Origin of the sequence: Solwaraspora sp. WMMA2101 (assembly GCF_049179175.1) — a bacterium.
GTDB lineage: Bacteria > Actinomycetota > Actinomycetes > Mycobacteriales > Micromonosporaceae > Micromonospora_E.
In genome coordinates, this window is the sequence record NZ_JBMHMA010000006.1 from 1,173,657 (window position 1) to 1,190,387 (window position 16,731).

At 71.9% G+C, this 16,731-nt stretch carries 10 protein-coding genes and 2 pseudogenes; 2 read left to right on the forward strand and 10 right to left on the reverse strand.

All coding sequences use genetic code 11. From position 1 onward, the window contains the following. From ACN28F_RS05900 to nrdR, 8 genes and pseudogenes are all read right to left on the reverse strand, one after another. Positions 1 to 1,245, reverse strand: coding sequence for a hypothetical protein (locus ACN28F_RS05900; RefSeq protein WP_421357179.1), 1,245 nt, complete (start codon positions 1,243 to 1,245; stop codon positions 1 to 3). Beyond that, positions 1,242 to 2,300 (reverse strand): glycosyltransferase, encoded by a 1,059-nt coding sequence (locus tag ACN28F_RS05905; protein WP_289207068.1) that lies wholly within the window; start codon positions 2,298 to 2,300, stop codon positions 1,242 to 1,244. The genes ACN28F_RS05900 and ACN28F_RS05905 overlap by 4 nt, the downstream gene beginning before the upstream one ends. After that, positions 2,300 to 3,313: a glycosyltransferase gene (locus tag ACN28F_RS05910; RefSeq protein WP_421357180.1), complete on the reverse strand. Its 1,014-nt coding sequence runs from the start codon at positions 3,311 to 3,313 to the stop codon at positions 2,300 to 2,302. The genes ACN28F_RS05905 and ACN28F_RS05910 overlap by 1 nt, the downstream gene beginning before the upstream one ends. Further along, on the reverse strand, positions 3,300 to 4,388 hold the full coding sequence (locus tag ACN28F_RS05915; RefSeq protein ID WP_421357181.1) for a glycosyltransferase: 1,089 nt from the start codon (positions 4,386 to 4,388) through the stop codon (positions 3,300 to 3,302). Before ACN28F_RS05915 ends, ACN28F_RS05910 begins: the two co-directional genes overlap by 14 nt. Further along, on the reverse strand, positions 4,370 to 5,248 hold the full coding sequence (locus tag ACN28F_RS05920; RefSeq protein ID WP_421357182.1) for a hypothetical protein: 879 nt from the start codon (positions 5,246 to 5,248) through the stop codon (positions 4,370 to 4,372). The genes ACN28F_RS05915 and ACN28F_RS05920 overlap by 19 nt, the downstream gene beginning before the upstream one ends. Before the next feature lie 306 nt (positions 5,249 to 5,554). Continuing rightward, entirely contained in the window at positions 5,555 to 9,292 is a 3,738-nt protein-coding gene (locus ACN28F_RS05925; RefSeq protein ID WP_353850583.1) for a vitamin B12-dependent ribonucleotide reductase, read from the reverse strand. Next, positions 9,290 to 9,760, reverse strand: a pseudogene (locus ACN28F_RS05930) (hypothetical protein); the annotation flags it as partial. The gene ACN28F_RS05925 and the pseudogene ACN28F_RS05930, both read right to left, overlap by 3 nt. Before the next feature lie 170 nt (positions 9,761 to 9,930). Further along, on the reverse strand, positions 9,931 to 10,428 hold the full coding sequence (gene nrdR / locus ACN28F_RS05935; RefSeq protein ID WP_282226347.1) for a transcriptional regulator NrdR: 498 nt from the start codon (positions 10,426 to 10,428) through the stop codon (positions 9,931 to 9,933). Between the two features lie 460 nt (positions 10,429 to 10,888). Between nrdR and lexA the strand changes: the two genes are divergently transcribed. Continuing rightward, positions 10,889 to 11,683, forward strand: a complete 795-nt coding sequence (gene lexA, locus ACN28F_RS05940) for a transcriptional repressor LexA (protein ID WP_421357183.1) — start codon at positions 10,889 to 10,891, stop codon at positions 11,681 to 11,683. A 55-nt stretch (positions 11,684 to 11,738) separates the two neighbouring features. On the opposite strand, the gene ACN28F_RS05945 is transcribed toward lexA, so the two are convergent. Both ACN28F_RS05945 and hflX read right to left on the reverse strand, forming a co-directional pair. After that, positions 11,739 to 13,442 (reverse strand): hypothetical protein, encoded by a 1,704-nt coding sequence (locus ACN28F_RS05945; RefSeq protein ID WP_289207073.1) that lies wholly within the window; start codon positions 13,440 to 13,442, stop codon positions 11,739 to 11,741. Between the two features lie 72 nt (positions 13,443 to 13,514). Beyond that, the gene (gene hflX / locus ACN28F_RS05950) at positions 13,515 to 14,954 is read right to left on the reverse strand and encodes a GTPase HflX (RefSeq protein ID WP_421361282.1); all 1,440 of its coding nucleotides are present in this window, start codon (positions 14,952 to 14,954) and stop codon (positions 13,515 to 13,517) included. A gap of 336 nt (positions 14,955 to 15,290) precedes the next feature. On the opposite strand from hflX, the pseudogene ACN28F_RS05955 reads away from it, so the two are divergent. Then, positions 15,291 to 16,715, forward strand: a pseudogene (locus ACN28F_RS05955) (NAD-dependent malic enzyme); the annotation flags it as partial. Positions 16,716 to 16,731 lie beyond the last annotated feature (16 nt).

A 16,731-nucleotide genomic window follows, 5' to 3' on the forward strand; every position in this document is an offset into this window, starting at 1 on the left:
TCATCGCCGGGCCGGGTCGGACGCTGTCGGGTCGGGCCGCAGGCCGTGGTAGCCGAACAGGATCAGCGTCAGCATCGTCGAGGCGAACTCCCAGGTGTCCACCGTCAGGCTCGCCCCGGCCAGCCCGCTGAGCAGCGCGATCGGCAGGACCAGCTCGGGCCGGCCGGCCGACGCCCGGGCCAGGCGCACCAGGGCGTAGGCCGTGGCGGCCAGCAGCAGCACCATCACCACCGGACCGAACTGCAACCCGACGTTGAGGAAGTAGTTGTCCACGAACCGCGGCGGCGAGCTGGCCACCCGCGAGTACGAGGCACCACCGGCCGCGCCGATGCCGTCGCCGGCCAGCGGCACCGTCGCCAGCAGGTCACCCCAGACACCGAACCGCTCGAACAGGCTGGCGGTGCCGCCCGCGCCGATCACCACGAACGTCGCCGCGACACCGACCGCGATCGACCCGGCGATCGCGACCGCGAGCAGCCGCCGACCCCGGGACCGGGTGTACGGCAGCACCAGCGCACCGGTCACGCCGGCCACCACCAGTAGCGCGCCGGAGCGGCTGGTGCTCAACACCAGACACAGCACCGCCGCCGTGGCGGCCACATGCCACAGCACCGACAGTGGCCGGCGTTTCGGGGTCAGCCAGCAGGCCACGTAGCCGAGCAGGTACGCCCCGGCCAGCAGGCCCAGTTCGGCGTTGAACTCGGTCAGGCCGGGCACCCGGAACACCCCGTCGATGTAGCGGACGTTGTGGTGCGGGCTGAACCCCCATTCGACCAGGGTCGCCGGGCCGATCAGCACCTGCGCCACCCCGGCCACCGCGTTCGCGACGACCATCCAGGACAACGCGGTGAGCAGCCGCCGGACCGCGTCCGGGGCGAGCGCGGCGACGATCACGGCGAGCGCCACCGGGATCAGGATCAGCCGCAGACCGGTGACGGTCTGGGCCGTCCCGTGGTGGGCGATACCGATGACGCTCCAGATCACCGCCACCCCGGCGGCGGCCGCGCCGACCGCCACCCACCGCACCGGCAGGTCGCCGCCCCGGCGCAGCACCACCCCGGCGGCCAGGGCGCAGGTGACCACGGCGGCGGCCAGGTTGATCACCCAGGACCGGCCGCCGAACAGCAGCCACGACAGCCCGGACAGGGCCAGCGGGGCGGTGCTCGCGACCAGCACGAACAGCAGCCCGTACTCGTCGATGCGGTCCCAGCGTGACGTCGTGCGCGGCGGTGGTGCGGTGATCATCGCTCCTCGTAGGCGTCGAGTACGGCACTGACGTGGTCGTCCCAGTCCAGTTTTCGGCCGTCGGCGGCCGCCGACGCCGCCATCGCGGCGTACTCGTCGGGCGGCATCGCCGCAGCCCGCCGCAGGGCGACGCGCAGCCCGTCGACGCCGGTGTAGAGCAGCGTCGACGTCCCGGCCGCCATCGGCGGGGGCGCGTGCGCGCCGGCGATCAGCGGCCGGCCGGCCATCAGCGCCTCGGCGCAGGCCAGACCGTACGTCTCGGCCCCCGTACTGGGAAACACCAGCCAGCCGGCCCGGCCGACCGCCGCCCGTTTCGCCGCCTCGTCGAGGTAGCCCAGCGCCCGCACCGACGGACCGGACCGTTCGACACGGGCCCGTAGCGGCCCGTCCCCGGCCACCAGCAGGGTGCCCGGCCCGTCCCAGGCGTCCAGCAGCTGATCGAGGCCCTTGTGTGCACTCAACGCGCCAAGGAAAAGAAAGGTCCGCCGGTCGCCGACCGGCCAGGCCCGCCGGTTCCAGTCGGTCGCCACCGCCAGCGGCACCACCCGGCTGGTCGGCCGCCGGGCACCCGACGCGCCGCGCAGCACCGTGTCACGGACCCGGTCGGTGGCGCACAGCAGCCGCAGCCGCGTGAACCGCCGCAGGATCCACGCCGAGCGGGCCCGCAGCAGCGCGTCCAGCAGCCGCGACCGGCCCACGTTGCGCATCGTGTTGTTCGGGTCCACCACCGCGTGGTCGTGCACGGTGTGCACCGTCGGGTACGCGGCCGCCAGCCGGGCCACCACCGGCACCCCCAGCCCCTGCCAGTTGTGCACGTGCACCACGTCGGGCGCGAACTCCCGCAGGTCCGCCGGCCGCAGACCGGTCGGGTCCAGCAGGTCGCCCAGGTGCACGGCGACATTACCGGGCAGCCGCGCCGACCACCGTGGCCGGTCCGCGGCGGTGAAGACCCGCACCTGGTGGCCCCGGGCGACCAGGCTGGCGGTCAGGTCGTCGATGTAGCGCTCCGCCCCGCCCCGGACCGTGAACGAGGCGTGCACCATCGCGATCCGCATCAGCGCCACAGCCGTTCGACGAGCTCCGCCGTGGCCTGCCGCCAGCTGCGTACCGCCACCGGCCCCGGTTTCCCGACCCGCGTCACCGCCTCGACCCCCGTCGACGCCTCGACCCGCGTCAACGCCTCGACCAGCGCCCCGACCGACCAGTCCCGCATCCGGACCGCCGCCCCGGCGGTCGCCTCGTGCAACGCCGGATCCGGCGAGACGATCGTGGGAACGCCGAGGGCGAGCGCCTCCGCCGCCGGCAGCCCGAACCCTTCGAAATGGCTCGGCATCAGGAACGCGGCGGCACCGGCCACGGTCGCCGCGTAGGCTGCGTCGTCCAACCGGTCCAGGAACACGGTACGGCCGGAATCGTCCCGGAAATGCCGGGTCCCGCCGGTCAGCACCACCAACGTGTACCGGGGCACCGCCCGGACCGCCTCGATCGCCAACTCGACCCCCTTGTGCGGGGCGTGGCCGGCGACCAGCACGTACTCGGCCGGCAGCGGCGGCCCCACCCCGGGCGCGGCCAGGTCACTGCCCGGATGCCAGACCGTCGCCCGGTCACCGGCCACCCCGTAGAGGCCGAGCAGATCATGGCGGGTCCGGTCGCTGACGCACAGCAGCGCCGAGGAGCGGCGCAGCGCCGTCGCGTAGCTGCACCGCCGGTACGCCCGCACCGACCGCGACAGACCGGCCGGCCAGAGCCGGAACGCCACGTCGTGCACGATCGTCGCCACCGGCAGCCGGGCACCGGCGACCGCGATCGACGGGCTCAGCGACAGAATCCGCCCGGACCGCTGCCGGCGCAGGACGGCGGTCGCGGCGGCGATGGTGCCCGCCCGGCCGCCGGCCTGGTGACTCACCACCACCCCGGTGGCCGCCTCGAACCCCGGTGGCGCGGCCACGATCCGCAGGTCGTGATCGGTCGGCCAGTGCCGCACCACCTCCCGCAACATCCGGGTGATCCCACCCGGGCCGACCCCGCTGGCGTCCAGCACCGTCACCCGGCGCTCATCCGACGGCATCGTCGACCCACCTCGTCATCCGCTGCGCGAACCGGGCATGGCTGAACCGGGCCGCCTGCGCCCGGATCCGCGCCCGGTCCAGCCGGGGCACCTCGGCGAGCAGCCCGGCGAGGACCCGCGGGTCGGTCGAGTCGGCCAGCATCCCCGTCTCCCCGTGCACCACCGTCTCCAGTAGACCACCACGGGCCAGCCCCACCACCGGGGTACCGGCGGCCTGCGCCTCGACCGGCACGATGCCGAAATCCTCGTGCGCGGGAAACAGCAGCGCCGCCGCCCCGGCGTACAGCTCGCGCAGCCGCGCCCGCGACGGACGCACCTCGAACCGTACGGCGGACCCGGCCCGCCGACGCAGCTGCGCCTCGGCCGGGCCGGACCCGGCGAGCACCAGCGGCATCCCGGCCTGCTCCGCCACCTCGATCATCAGGTCGAACCGCTTGTACGGAATCCACCGCCCCACGCCGAGCAGGTAGTCCCGGTCACCGTCCGGCCCGGCGCCGAAGAACTCCACGTCCACCGGCGGGTTGACCACGGTCGCGTCGCGGTGCCAGAACCGCAGGATCCGGTCCCGGACCTCCACGGAGTTGGCCGCGTACGCGTGCACGTGCCGCCCACCCCACCGGTCGACCCGACGCAACGCCGCCCGGGGCAGCCCGAGCAGCGGATTCGCCCCCCGACCGTCGAAATCCGGCGACCACACGTACCGGGCCGGGGTGTGCACGTAACTCAGGTGCCGGGTCCGCGCCGGGTCACCGAACTTCACCGTGTGCGCGAACGCGTGACTCGACGAGATCACCACGTCCGGGGCGGGCCGGCCGGCCGTACGCCAGACCAGCGGCATCACCGGCAACGCGAGCGCCTTCGACCGACGCAACGGCGTACGGGCCAGCCACGTCTGCCGCAGCCCGGCCGGGTCGGCGTCCGGCTCGGCCCACAGCACGTGCCGGGAGGCGTGCGGAACCAGGTCGGCGATGGCCAGGAAGACGTTCTCCGAACCGCCGACGGCGCTGAACCACTCGTGCACCACCGCCACCGACCGGTCGGCCAGCAGGTCGGCCATCAACTGTGCCGCTGCCACACCGCGCGCAGCGGCTCCCACTCCCCACCGAGGCTGTCACACAGCACGTCCACGTAGACGGCCGTGTCGGTGTCGTCCGGGCTCCACCACACCCCGCACAATGCCGGGTCCTCGCCGGCGCGCACGGCGTACTCCACGTAGGTGCCGCCGACCCCGGTGACCCCACCCAGTTTGCGGTCCGGCTGGTCGGCACCGGGCAGGACGCTCGACGAGTTCAACGCGATCTGCCGCCGGAAGCTCAGGTCGGCGGCCTTGGCGTCCGCCGAGACATAGGCGACGAAGTGCAGGTACATGCCGCCGTCGCGGCACAGCACATGGGACCGCTGGCCAGGGTCCAACGTCGGGCCGTCGCTGTCGGTGTCGGCGACACAGTCGCTCATGTCGGCCAGCCACGGCTGCGCCACCGGGAGCAGGTCGTCGGGGAAACTGGCCCGGTTGGCCTCGATCAGCTCGGTGATCGCCGGCGGCTGGGCGGCGACCACCGGCACCGGGTCAGCGGCATCCACAGTGGCCCGGCCGACGAAGAACGCCGCCGTGCCGGCCACCAGGGCACCGGCGAGCAGGCCCCCGACCAGGCTGGGCCAGATCCGCCGGGGCGGCGGGGCCGGCAACGGCAGGATCCGGCGCTGCGGCGGCGGTGACGGCTCGATCGGCGGGTACGACGACGCGAAGTAGTCTCCCGTGCCGGGCTGCGCAGGATAGCCGCCGAAGGCCGGCGCGGCGGGATAGCCGCCATCCGCCGGTGGTCCGGCGTAGCCGCCGGTGGTGGGCGCGGCGGGGAACCCACCGGATGCCGGCGCGATGTCGAGGCCGAACTCGTCCCGGCCGTACGGGGCGGCCGCCGCCGGAGACGTGGGCACCGGCGGTCCGGCCTGCGGAGACCACGGACCGGGTGGCGACGACGTCGGCACCGCGCCTGGCTGGGCCGGCTGGACCGGATGTCCAGGTTGACCCGGCTGGACCGGCTGGCCTGCGTGACCCGGCTGGACGGGCTCGCCGGGCCCCTGCCCACCGCCCGGCCACTGCTGCCCTGACCGGGCCGCTTCATCAGTCACGAGCGGCACGATATCAGCCGCCTCGACTCAGGACCGGCACCGCGACCATGGTCACCGGACACACCGGAGGGGTCCGACCTGCTGGCCGAACCCCTCCGGTGTCCACTGGTGTCAGCTGCAGCCGGACGTGGATCCGCAGCCTTCGCAGACGTAGCAGCTACCCGCCGGGCGCATCTTCGTCCCGCAGGTGAAGCAGAGCGGCGCGTCGGCAGCCTTGCCGATCACCGCCTCAAGCAGCTCCGTCGACGAATGCACCGAGGCCGGCGCCGGGGCGGCGGCGGCCGGCGCGTCCGCCGTACCGCTGACCGGCTCGACTGACGACGGGGCCGGCGCCTCCGGGTGCTTCGGCTCGACCGGCGCGGACACCGCCATCGCCGACAGCTCCGACGCCGCGCTCTCCGCCTCCGCCTCGGCCCGCATCTGCGCGGTCCGCTCGGCGGCGGTGAAGATGCCCAGCTCGGCGCGACGGTCGTAGGGCAGGAAGTCCAACGCCAGGCGACGGAAGATGTAGTCCATCACCGACGCCGCCATCCGCACGTCCGGGTCGTCGGTCATGCCGGCCGGCTCGAAGCGCATGTTGGTGAACTTCGCGACGAAGGTCTCCAGCGGTACGCCGTACTGCAGGCCGATCGAGATGGCCACCGAGAAGGCGTCCATCACCCCGGCCAGCGTGGAACCCTGCTTCGACATCTTCAGGAAGACCTCGCCGAGGCCGTCGTCCGGGTAGGACGACGCGGTCAGGTAGCCCTCGGCACCGCCGACCGAGAACGACACCGTCTCCGACGGGCGCTTCTTCGGCAGCCGCTTGCGCACCGGCCGGTACTCGACGACCTTCTCGACGATCTTCTCGACGGCGGCGGTCTGCTCGGCGGTAGCCGCCTGGGTGGCCTTGTCGCTCTTTGCCACCGACAGCGGCTGACCCACCTTGCAGTTGTCCCGGTAGATCGCCAGCGCCTTGAGGCCCAGCTTCCAGCCCTCGTAGTAGATCTTCTCGACGTCGGCGACGGTCGCCGCCTCCGGCATGTTGACCGTCTTGGAGATCGCCCCGGAGATGAACGGCTGCACCGCCGCCATCATCCGCACGTGCCCCATCGGCGCGATCGACCGCTCCCCCATCGCGCAGTCGAACACCGGGTAGTGCTCGGTCCGCAGACCCGGTGCGTCCACCACGTGACCGTTGTCGGCGATGTGCTCGACGATCGCCTCGACCTGCTCCTCCGGGTAGCCGAGACTACGCAGCGCCCGGGGCACCGTCTGGTTGACGATCTGCATCGAGCCGCCGCCGACCAGCTTCTTGAACTTGACCAGCGCCAGGTCCGGCTCCACCCCGGTGGTGTCGCAGTCCATCATCAGACCGATGGTCCCGGTGGGCGCGAGCACACTTGCCTGCGAATTGCGCCAGCCGTTCTTCTCGCCGAGCTTGTTGCCCATCTCCCACTGCCGAGCCGCTTCGCGGGCCAGGGCGGTTGCCACCGGTCCGGTCGGGCGGATCTCGTCACTGGCGGCGGCGTGCTTGCGCATCACCCGCTTGTGGCCCTCGGCGTTGCGGGCGTAGCCGTCGTAGGCGCCGACGACGCCGGCGAGTTCGGCCGAGCGGCGGTACGCCGTACCGGTCATCACCGACGTGATGGCGGCGGCGTAGGACCGGCCGGCCTCCGAGTCGTACGGCATTCCGGAGGCCATCAGCAGGGCGCCGAGGTTGGCGTAGCCGATGCCGAGCTGCCGGTAGGCCCGGGTGGTCTCACCGATCTTCTCGGTCGGGAAGTCGGCGAAGCAGATGGAGATGTCCATCGCGGTGATGACGAACTCGACGGAGCGGACGAACTTCTCGACCTCGAAGCCGCCGTCGGCTCGCAGGAACTTCATCAGATTCAGCGACGCAAGATTGCACGAAGAATTGTCCAAATGAAGGTATTCCGAGCAGTTCCGGACGACCACGCCGTTGGCGATGTACGAGTGGTTGCGCGGCTCGGACAGGTTGTAGGTGGTCTCGAAACCGTCGAACTCACGGCTGACCAACCTCGCCGTCTGATCCGTGCGGTAGAACCGGTGCTGCTCGAGCCAATGGGCCACCCGCTGGGCCTTGGCCTGGTGGTCGAACCCGATCCGGCTGGCGAACAGGCCGATGTTCTCCCCGCTGATCCGCAGGTCGTAGAGCTGCTTGCCGTGGTACTCGCGCTCGTCGCCACTGTTCGTGGTGTACCGGAAGGTGGTGTCACCGGCCTTGCGGGTGGCGTAGATCCGGCTGCCGATGCCGAACCCGCTCAGCAGACGCTGCGCCTCGCGGAGCAGTTCGATCGAGACCGCGCCGAGCCCGACGTAACGGGTGCCGTTGGCGGTTTCGGCGGCGCAGCCGTCCGCGTCGAACAGCCCGCGTAGGAAGGCGGCCTGGATCTCGGGCGGCGCCTCCAGCACCGACGACGGCAGCCGCTTGTCCACGGCGCGGGCGGTGCTCACGCCGAGCCCGGTCAGGAACTCGACGACGGCAGTACGGTTGCTGCGTAGTTGCAGGGTGCCATTGGGCATCTGCACCGGATCGAATCGCAGGCCGACGATGCTCTCCAGCACACTCTGGTGCCGCTCGATGATCGCCTCCGGGTCGGACTGGCTGTAGACCCAGCTGGCACCGGGTCCGTTGCCGCGTACGCCCGGGGTGCCTTCCCGGACTGAGCCGTCGCCGACCAGCCAGCCGAGCAGGTGGGCGAAGTCCTCGGTCCACTTCTCCGGCAGTCGGGACTCGCGTTGCCACTTGGTCGGGACGACGTCGCCGGGTGACACACTGGCGTCCGCGCGCATGCGGAACTCCCAGGACGCGGCGGTCGCCGGGGTGGGCTGGTTGAGCGGCAGGATCTGGTCGTCCGGGGTGAGGTCCTTGGCCTCGACGTACCCCCGGTTGGTGGTCCAGATCCGGTGATTCGGGGTGCAGCGCAGCACCATGCCGTTGCTGAACTCGAGCCGGGTGATCTCGTTCGTCCCGGTGATCATGACCGCTTTGGGACGGGTCAGCACGACCTGGTCGGCGGGGGCATCCGGGTTGGTGGCGTCGTGGGTGTAGACACCGAACGATTCGCCCTGCCGGCTCCGGTCCACGAGTGCGTCGAACCGGATCAGGCCCTTGTCGGTGTGGACCAGGGTGTCGCCAGTGAAGCAAGGATTGGACGCGGTGATGCGTCCGCTCTCCGGGCAGGTGTGCCAGTCGTTGATGGTGTCGTCGTACTGCAGACCCGGGTCGGCGCATTCCCAGGCCGCCTGCGAAATGGTCCCGAACAGCTTCTTGGCGTCGATGGTGTCGATCACCGAGCCGTCGAGCCGACCGCGCAGGTCGAAGCTGCCACCGTCCTCGTACGCCCGCATGAACTCGTCGGAGACCCGGACCGAGTTGTTGGCGTTCTGGTACTGGACGCTGACGATGTCCGCGCCACCGAGGTCCATGTCGAACCCGGCGTCGCGCAACGCCCGGATCTTGTTCTCCTCGCGGGCCTTGGTGAGGACGAACTCCTCGATGTCCGGGTGGTCGACGTCGAGGATGACCATCTTGGCGGCCCGGCGGGTGGCGCCACCGGACTTGATGGTGCCGGCCGAGGCGTCGGCGCCGCGCATGAAGCTGACCGGGCCGGAGGCGGTGCCACCGCTGGAGAGCAACTCCTTGGAGGAGCGGATCCGGGACAGGTTGACGCCGGAGCCGGAGCCACCCTTGAAGATCAGCCCCTCCTCTTTGTACCAATCGAGGATGGAATCCATCGAATCATCCACAGAAAGGATGAAACACGCTGATACCTGCTGCGGGGAGGCCGTGCCGACGTTGAACCAGACCGGCGAGTTGAAGCTGAACACCTGGTGCAGCAGCATCCAGGTCAGCTCATGCTCGAAGATCTCGGCGTCGGCGCCGGTGGCGAAGTAGCCGTGCTGCTCGCCGGCGGCCCGGTAGGTCTGCACCACCCGGTCGATCAACTGCCTGAGCGACCACTCCCGCTGCGGGGTCCCCACCGCCCCCCGGAAGTACTTGGTGGTGACGATGTTCGCCGCGTTGACGCTCCAGGTCTCCGGGAACTCCACGCCACGCTGCTCGAAGTTGATCGAGCCGTCCCGCCAGTTGGTCATCACCACGTCGCGGCGCTGCCAGGTCACCTCGTCGTACGGGTGGACACCCTCGGTGGTCCAGACCCGTTCGACGGTGAGCCCGCCGGTGCCGGCCGCCTTGGCCCGCACCCGACCGTTGCCGTTGGCCGCCGCGCCGGTGCCCGCCTTGCCGTTGGCCCGGGCCGTGCCACTACCACCGCTACCGCCTGTTTTCGCGGTCACACCATCCCCCGCCATCTGATCGCCCCCTCAGGCTCTCGCGCAGCGTCGTGCCACGCGTTCGTTTCCGTCTGTGCTGTCCAGCTTTTTCGCGCCCCGCCCGCGCCTGGTCCGGCGAGGGAGGGCGTACGCCCTGTTGGTGCACGGCCGGTCGCGGCCCGGCAGTCAGCCGGGCCACCTCGGCCCGGTCAGCCGGGCCCGGCTCCGGCCGCCACCGGGTCCGCGCCGGCGGCCCGCGCCTGGGCCGCGGCCCGCAGCGTGTCGATCTCGCGCTCGAAGTCGTCGAGGGAGTCGAAGGACCGGTAGACGCTGGCGAACCGCAGGTACGCCACCTCGTCGAGTTCGCGCAGCGGGCCGAGGATCGCCAGACCGACGTCGTGGCTGGGGATCTCGGCGGCGCCCTTGGCGCGGACGGTCTCCTCGACCTTCTGCGCCAGCAGGGCGATGGCGTCGTCGTCCACCGGACGGCCCTGACACGCCTTGCGTACCCCGCCCATGATCTTGGACCGGCTGAACGGTTCGGTGACGCCGCTGCGCTTGACCACGGCCAGGACCGCCTCCTCGACCGTGGTGAACCGCTTGCCGCACTCCGGGCAGGAGCGGCGGCGGCGGATGAGCTGACCGTCGTCGGCCTCACGGGAGTCGACCACGCGCGAGTCGGCGTGCCGGCAGTACGGGCAACGCATGCCGAGGTCCTTTCCGTGGGGCCGGGTGTGGTCGCTACCGGGTGGTCGTCGCCCGCACCGCCACGCGGGTACGTGAGGTCCACTCGCGGGGAGTGTCGCTCCCGACGATGAACCCAACCTGTAGACGACTTACGCCCTTGTAACTACTAGATGTTGGGGTCGACGGTATTCCGCAACCGGGGTCCGGTCAAGTTGACCGGCACACCTCGGCGCGTCGTCACTCTGCCAACACCCGACCACGGCCGAGGGTTACCGGCAGGAGCGTGACAGCACCACCAGGGGCACGTCATTAGAACATGAGTACGATAGAATCGCGGTGCGCCGCACCGAACGCCGACACGACACGCCGACGCACCTCGTACAGATGTTTGAACCGGGCCGATTCTCTGACTACGGTCATGGTCAACACCGACGGTACGCCGGCTCAGCGGAATCTGAGGCGGCAGGGGAAGGGACGCACGTGTCGACCGACGACAGGACCGGATCGCCCCGGCAGAGCGCCGGCAAGGGTGCCGCGACGACAGCCAACGCGGGCGCATCGGTGCGTGCGGGGCGCGCCAGCCGGTCGGGCGAGGCACGACTGCGGGCGGTGACCTCGGTGGTCAGTTCCTTCCCCGACCCGGCCACCAGCGAACTGACCGCCCGGCAACGCCGGATCCTGGAGTTCATCCGGACCTGGGTCGACCGGCACGGCTACCCGCCGAGCGTGCGGGAGATCGGCGAGGCCGTCGGCCTGGTCTCCCCGTCGAGCGTGGCGTACCAGCTCAAGGAGTTGGAGCGGAAGGGCTTCCTGCGGCGGGATCCGAACCGGCCACGGGCGGTGGACGTGCGGCCGCCGGCCGAGGTCGCCGACGACGAGGCGGCGCGGGCCTCCCGGCCGGCACCGGCGTACGTGCCGATGCTGGGCCGGATCGCGGCCGGTGGTCCGATCCTGGCGGAGCAGGCGGTGGAGGACGTCTTCCCGTTGCCGCGTGAGCTGGTCGGCGAGGGCGAGGTGTTCATGCTGCAGGTCAAGGGCGACTCGATGATCGACGCCGCGATCTGTGACGGGGACTGGGTCGTGGTGCGTCAGCAGCCGACCGCCGACTCGGGTGAGATCGTCGCGGCGATGATCGACGGCGAGGCCACGGTGAAGACCTACCGGCGACGCGACGGCCACGTGTGGCTGATGCCGCACAACGCGGCGTTCGATCCGATCCCTGGCGACGAAGCGACGATCATGGGTCGGGTCGTGGCGGTGCTGCGCCGGGTCTGACGCCGCCGCGTCACCACGGCAGCCCCGGTCAGCCGGTTGGACGCCCGGCGGCCCGTCAGTCGTCGGGGTGGTCGGCGGCGGGTCGCCCGTAGACTCCGGCGTCCCGCCCGCCGCGGCCACGCTCGGGCGGGCGGCCGCCGGCCCGGGGCTGGTCGTAGCGGTCCGCCGGATAGCCCTCTCCGGGGTAGTCGCCACCGACGTCGCTGCCGCCGGCGGACCGGCCACCGCCGTACACTCCGCCGCCGGGCCGGGCCGGCGGGGGTGGCGGAGCCGGCGTGGCCGCGCCGTAGACCGCGCCCGAGTCGACCACCCCGGCGGCGCGGTAGCCGCCCGATTCCCGACGCGGCGCGGCGGGACCGCCGCCGTAGACGCCGCCGGACGGCTTCTGCCCGCCATAGACACCGCCGCCGCCCCGGGGAGCGGCCCCGGCGACGGGGGGCGGTCCGCCGGCCGCCGGCGGTCGGGCGGCCCCGGCGACAGGCCTGGCAGCGCCGTAGACGCCGCCGGACTTCGCCCCGCCGGCCGCGCCGGTGGGCACCGCACCGCTGCCCAGCGCACCGCTGGCGTACGCGCCGCTGACCAGGTTGTCACTGGCGTACGCCGAATCGCCGTCGTCGTCGCGGTCGGCCCGGACGGTCTCCCGGGCGCCGTTGCGGCGCACCCGGCGGCGGGCCCGGACGATGCCGTAGATGCCGACCCCGACGAGCAGGGCACCGAGTACGCCGACGGACGCGATCAGATAGTTGATGTCCTGAAGGGTGATCCGGTTGAGCCAGGACGGGCCCTCCTGCCCGTCGTCGCCGTCGGCGGCGACCTCGGCGGCGACCTCGGTGCTCGGCGTGTAGCGCAGGATCTCCACCGGGGTGTCCTCGTCGAGGGTGGCGACGTCGGAGACGGTGACGAAGCTGGTGCCGTCCGGGGTGTAGGCGATCGCTTCGCCGAACTCGTCGGCGAGCGCGGTGGCCCGGGGTTCCTCGCCGGTCAGGATGGCGACCAGGTCACCGTCGGCGGGCACGTCCCATTCGAAGGCGTCGGCGTACGTGCGGATGACGACGCGGGTGCCGTCCGGGGAGCGGGCCGCCCCGGTGACGGTGAGCCGCCCAGCGGCGGCGAAGAGGTTGGGCGTGGCGGTACGGGGAAGTTCGAGCTCGCCGACCTTCTCCATCGGCACCGGGTCGTCGTTGTTGCTGCGCAACTGCTCGACCGGCCGGTAGATGCCGGCGGGCCCGGTCTCCTTGGTGATGATCAGCGGGACGCCGTCGGGGCCGATCAGCAGTGCCTCGGCGTCGTGCGGGCCGTCCGGGTAACTCACCCGGTGGATCACCGGCTGGTCGGAGCCGTCCACCGGCAACGACCACAGGGCGATGCGTTCCCGACGTTCGTCGTTGGTCGGGTTGTCGCCGATGTCGGCGATCCAGAGCGTCTGCCCGTCCGGGGAGAGCGCGAGGTCCTCCGGGTCCAGCGGCCGGGACGGGTAGGCGACCGTGTCGTCGACCTCGCAGGACGAGTCGAGAAAGAAGATCCGCTCGTTGCGGTCGACCTCGGTGCCGTCGTTGACGACGACGTAGCCGTCGGCGGTGGCGACCAGACCGGACAGCTCCCGCAGCCGCTCGTCGGTGATCTCGCAGACCCGTTCGCCGGCCGCCGGTGCGCCGGCCGGGTCCTGCGCGGGCAGAGCCAGGGCGGGACCGGCCGGCAGTGCGACGTAGGTCGCGAGCAGCCCGCCGAGGACCGCGGCCGGGGTGAGAAACCGACGCATCCGACGAGTGTCGCACGCCGACCTCAGCGCTGGTGTTACACAGTGATCAATCACTGGACGTCATCAAGAAAGTCACTCATCGTCGGCAAGGAATGGTTGCAGTTCGGCGGCGAGCGCGTCGTCGACCCGGGCGTGCAGCAGCGTACCGGCACCGGTGTGGGCGGTGGCGAGCACCTCGCCGCGGTGGTGCACCCGCGAGACAAGGTCACCCCGGTGGTACGGCAGGACGACGCGGACCTGCACAGACGGACGGGGCAGCCGCTGCTCGATCGCGGCCCGCAGGTCCTCGATCCCCCGGGCCTGCCGGGCGGAGACGAAGACGGCGTCGGGCCACAGCCGCTTGAGCCGCAGCAGCTCCTCTTCGCTGGCGGCGTCGATCTTGTTGACGACCAGCAGCTCGGGGCGACGGTCGGCACCGACCTCGGAGAGCACCTCGCGCACCGCCCGTACCTGCTCCTGCGGGTCCGGGTGCGCGCCGTCGACGACGTGCACCACCAGGTCCGCCTCGGCGACCTCCTCGAGGGTGGACCGGAACGCCTCGACGATCTGGTGCGGCAGGTGCCGGACGAAGCCGACGGTGTCGGAGAGCGTGTAGACGCGGCCGTCTGCGGTGTGCGCCCGGCGGGTGGTCGGATCGAGGGTGGCGAACAGGGCGTCCTCGACGAGGACCCCGGCACCGGTGATCCGGTTGAGCAGACTGGACTTGCCGGCGTTGGTGTAGCCGGCGATCGCCACCGCCGGAACGGCGTTGCGGGTACGGCGGGCACGTTTGGTCTCGCGTACCGTCCGCATGCCTTTGATCTCCCGCCGCAGGCGGGCGATCCGGGTCCGGATCCGGCGCCGGTCGGTCTCCAGCTTGGTCTCACCGGGGCCGCGCAGACCCACGCCGCCGCCGGCGCCGCCGCCGCGACCGCTACCACCGGTCTGCCGCGACAGCGTCTCGCCCCAGCCGCGCAGCCGGGGCAGCAGGTACTCCAGCTGGGCCAGCTCGACCTGGGCCTTACCTTCCTTGCTCTTGGCGTGCTGGGCGAAGATGTCCAGGATGAGCGCCGTCCGGTCGATCACCTTGACCTTGACGGACTGTTCCAGGTTGCGCAGTTGCGACGGGGACAACTCACCGTCGCAGATGACGGTGTCCGCCCCGGTGGCCAGCACGACGTCGCCCAGCTCGCCGACTTTTCCGCGACCGACGTAGGTGGCGGGATCGGGGCGGTCGCGGCGCTGGATCAGGCCCTCGAGCACCTGGGAACCGGCGGTCTCGGCGAGCGCGGCCAGCTCGGTGAGCGAGTTCTCCGCGTCGACGACGGTACCGGCGTCCCAGACTCCCACCAGCACCACGCGTTCCAGCCGGAGCTGGCGGTACTCCACCTCGGTGATGTCGGTGAGTTCGGTGGAGAGCCCGGCCACCCGGCGCAGCGCGTGCCGGTCGGCGAGTTCCAGCTCGCCGGCGGTGTCGGCGGTCTCGGGTGCCGCCGCGTCGTCGACGGTCGGCGGGGCGAACGACGGGTGCACGACCTCGTCGGCACGATAAGTACGCAAAAGTTGCCTCCTCAGGTATCGATCGTGACACGCGGGCGGCCGGGACGCACCTACAATTCGCACCCGTCGGCGCTGCCGGTTCCGACCGACAGGGGCTTACCCAGCGGCGACCCGCTGATCCGTGCCGGGCCGTCCATGTGCCGGACCGTCCATGTACCGGACCGTCCATGTACCGGGCCGGGCCGGGGCGGGCGGTCAGGCCGGGTCGCCACGCCGTACGCTTCGCCCGCACCGCCGCCGTGCCGGATCGCGCGCAAGAATGGTCGGGCGGCCCGGCCCGGCCGCACCCACCAACGACGGAGGGAACCCGTGGCGACCACCCGCCTGCCCAGCGCCGGCTTCTCCATCACCATCCGGATCAGCATCCCCGCGGACGCGTCGGCGATCGGCCGGCTGACGACCTGTGTCGGCGAGGCGGGGGCGATCGTGACCGCGCTCGACGTGGTCGACTCCGATCCGGTCAGCGTGGTCGTCGACCTGACCTGTGACACGGCGGACTCGGCGCACGCCGACGACGTGGTCAAGGAGCTGGAGGCACTCGACGGCGTCGAGGTCCGCAAGGTGTCGGACCGGACGTTCCTGCTGCATCTGGGCGGCAAGATCGAGGTGTCGCCGAAGGTGTCGCTGCGCAACCGGGACGAACTGTCCCGGGCGTACACGCCGGGCGTGGCCCGGGTCTGTCTGGCGATCGCCGACAATCCGGCCGACGCCCGCCGGTTGACCATCAAACGGAACACGGTGGCGGTCGTCACCGACGGGTCGGCGGTCCTCGGACTGGGCAACCTCGGCCCGGCCGCGGCGCTGCCGGTGATGGAGGGCAAGGCCGCGCTGTTCAAGCGGTTCGGTGACGTCGACGCGTGGCCGGTGGTGCTCGACACCCAGGATCCGGACGAGATCGTGTCGATCGTCCGGGCGATCGCGCCGGGCTACGGCGGCATCAACCTGGAGGACATCGCCGCGCCGCGCTGCTTCGAGATCGAGTCGAAGCTACGTGAGCTGCTGGACATCCCGGTGTTCCACGACGACCAGCACGGGACCGCGATCTGCGTGCTGGCCGCGCTGACCAACGCGCTGCGGGTGGTCGGCAAGCAGCTCGGCGACGTACGGGTGGTGGTGTCCGGGGCGGGTGCCGCCGGTACGGCGATCATCAAGCTGCTGCTGCGCCAAGGAGTCGGTGACGTCATCGCCTACGACCGTCCCGGTGCGCTGCACCGGGGGCTGTCCGGGCTGAACCCGACCTGGCAGTGGCTGGCCGAGCACACCAACGTCACCGGCTACGCCGGTGACCTGCCCGGCGCGCTGCGGGGCGCCGACGTGTTCATCGGGGTGAGCGCGCCCAACCTGCTGACCGGTGACGACATCGCGACGATGGCCCCCGACTCGATCGTGTTCGCACTGGCGAACCCGGACCCCGAGGTGGACCCGCGCGAGGCCCGCAAGTACGCGGCCGTCGTCGCGACGGGGCGGTCCGACCAGCCGAACCAGATCAACAACGTGCTCGCCTTCCCCGGGGTGTTCCGGGGCATGCTGGACGCCCACGCGGAGTCGTTCACCGACGACATGGCGTTGGCGGCGGCGCGGGCGATCGCGGACGTCGTCGGCGAGGACCGGATCAACCCGACGGTGATCGTGCCGAGCGTCTTCGACCCCCGGGTCGCGCCGGCGGTGGCGGCCGCGGTGCGGGCGGCGGCCCAGCAGGCGGCCGCCGTACCGGCGGCGGCGGTGACCGACGACGGTGCCGGCGGCGGGA

Excerpts from the sequence above, each read along its gene's own strand:
- ACN28F_RS05925 (WP_353850583.1), bottom strand. The coding sequence starts at position 9,292 with ATGCTGCTGCACCAGGTGTTCAGCTTCAACTCGCCGGTCTGGTTCAAC.
- ACN28F_RS05905 (WP_289207068.1), bottom strand. The coding sequence starts at position 2,300 with ATGCGGATCGCGATGGTGCACGCCTCGTTCACGGTCCGGGGCGGGGCG.
- ACN28F_RS05945 (WP_289207073.1), bottom strand. The coding sequence starts at position 13,442 with ATGCGTCGGTTTCTCACCCCGGCCGCGGTCCTCGGCGGGCTGCTCGCG.
- nrdR (WP_282226347.1), bottom strand. The coding sequence starts at position 10,428 with ATGCGTTGCCCGTACTGCCGGCACGCCGACTCGCGCGTGGTCGACTCC.
- ACN28F_RS05910 (WP_421357180.1), bottom strand. The coding sequence starts at position 3,313 with ATGCCGTCGGATGAGCGCCGGGTGACGGTGCTGGACGCCAGCGGGGTC.
- ACN28F_RS05900 (WP_421357179.1), bottom strand. The coding sequence starts at position 1,245 with ATGATCACCGCACCACCGCCGCGCACGACGTCACGCTGGGACCGCATC.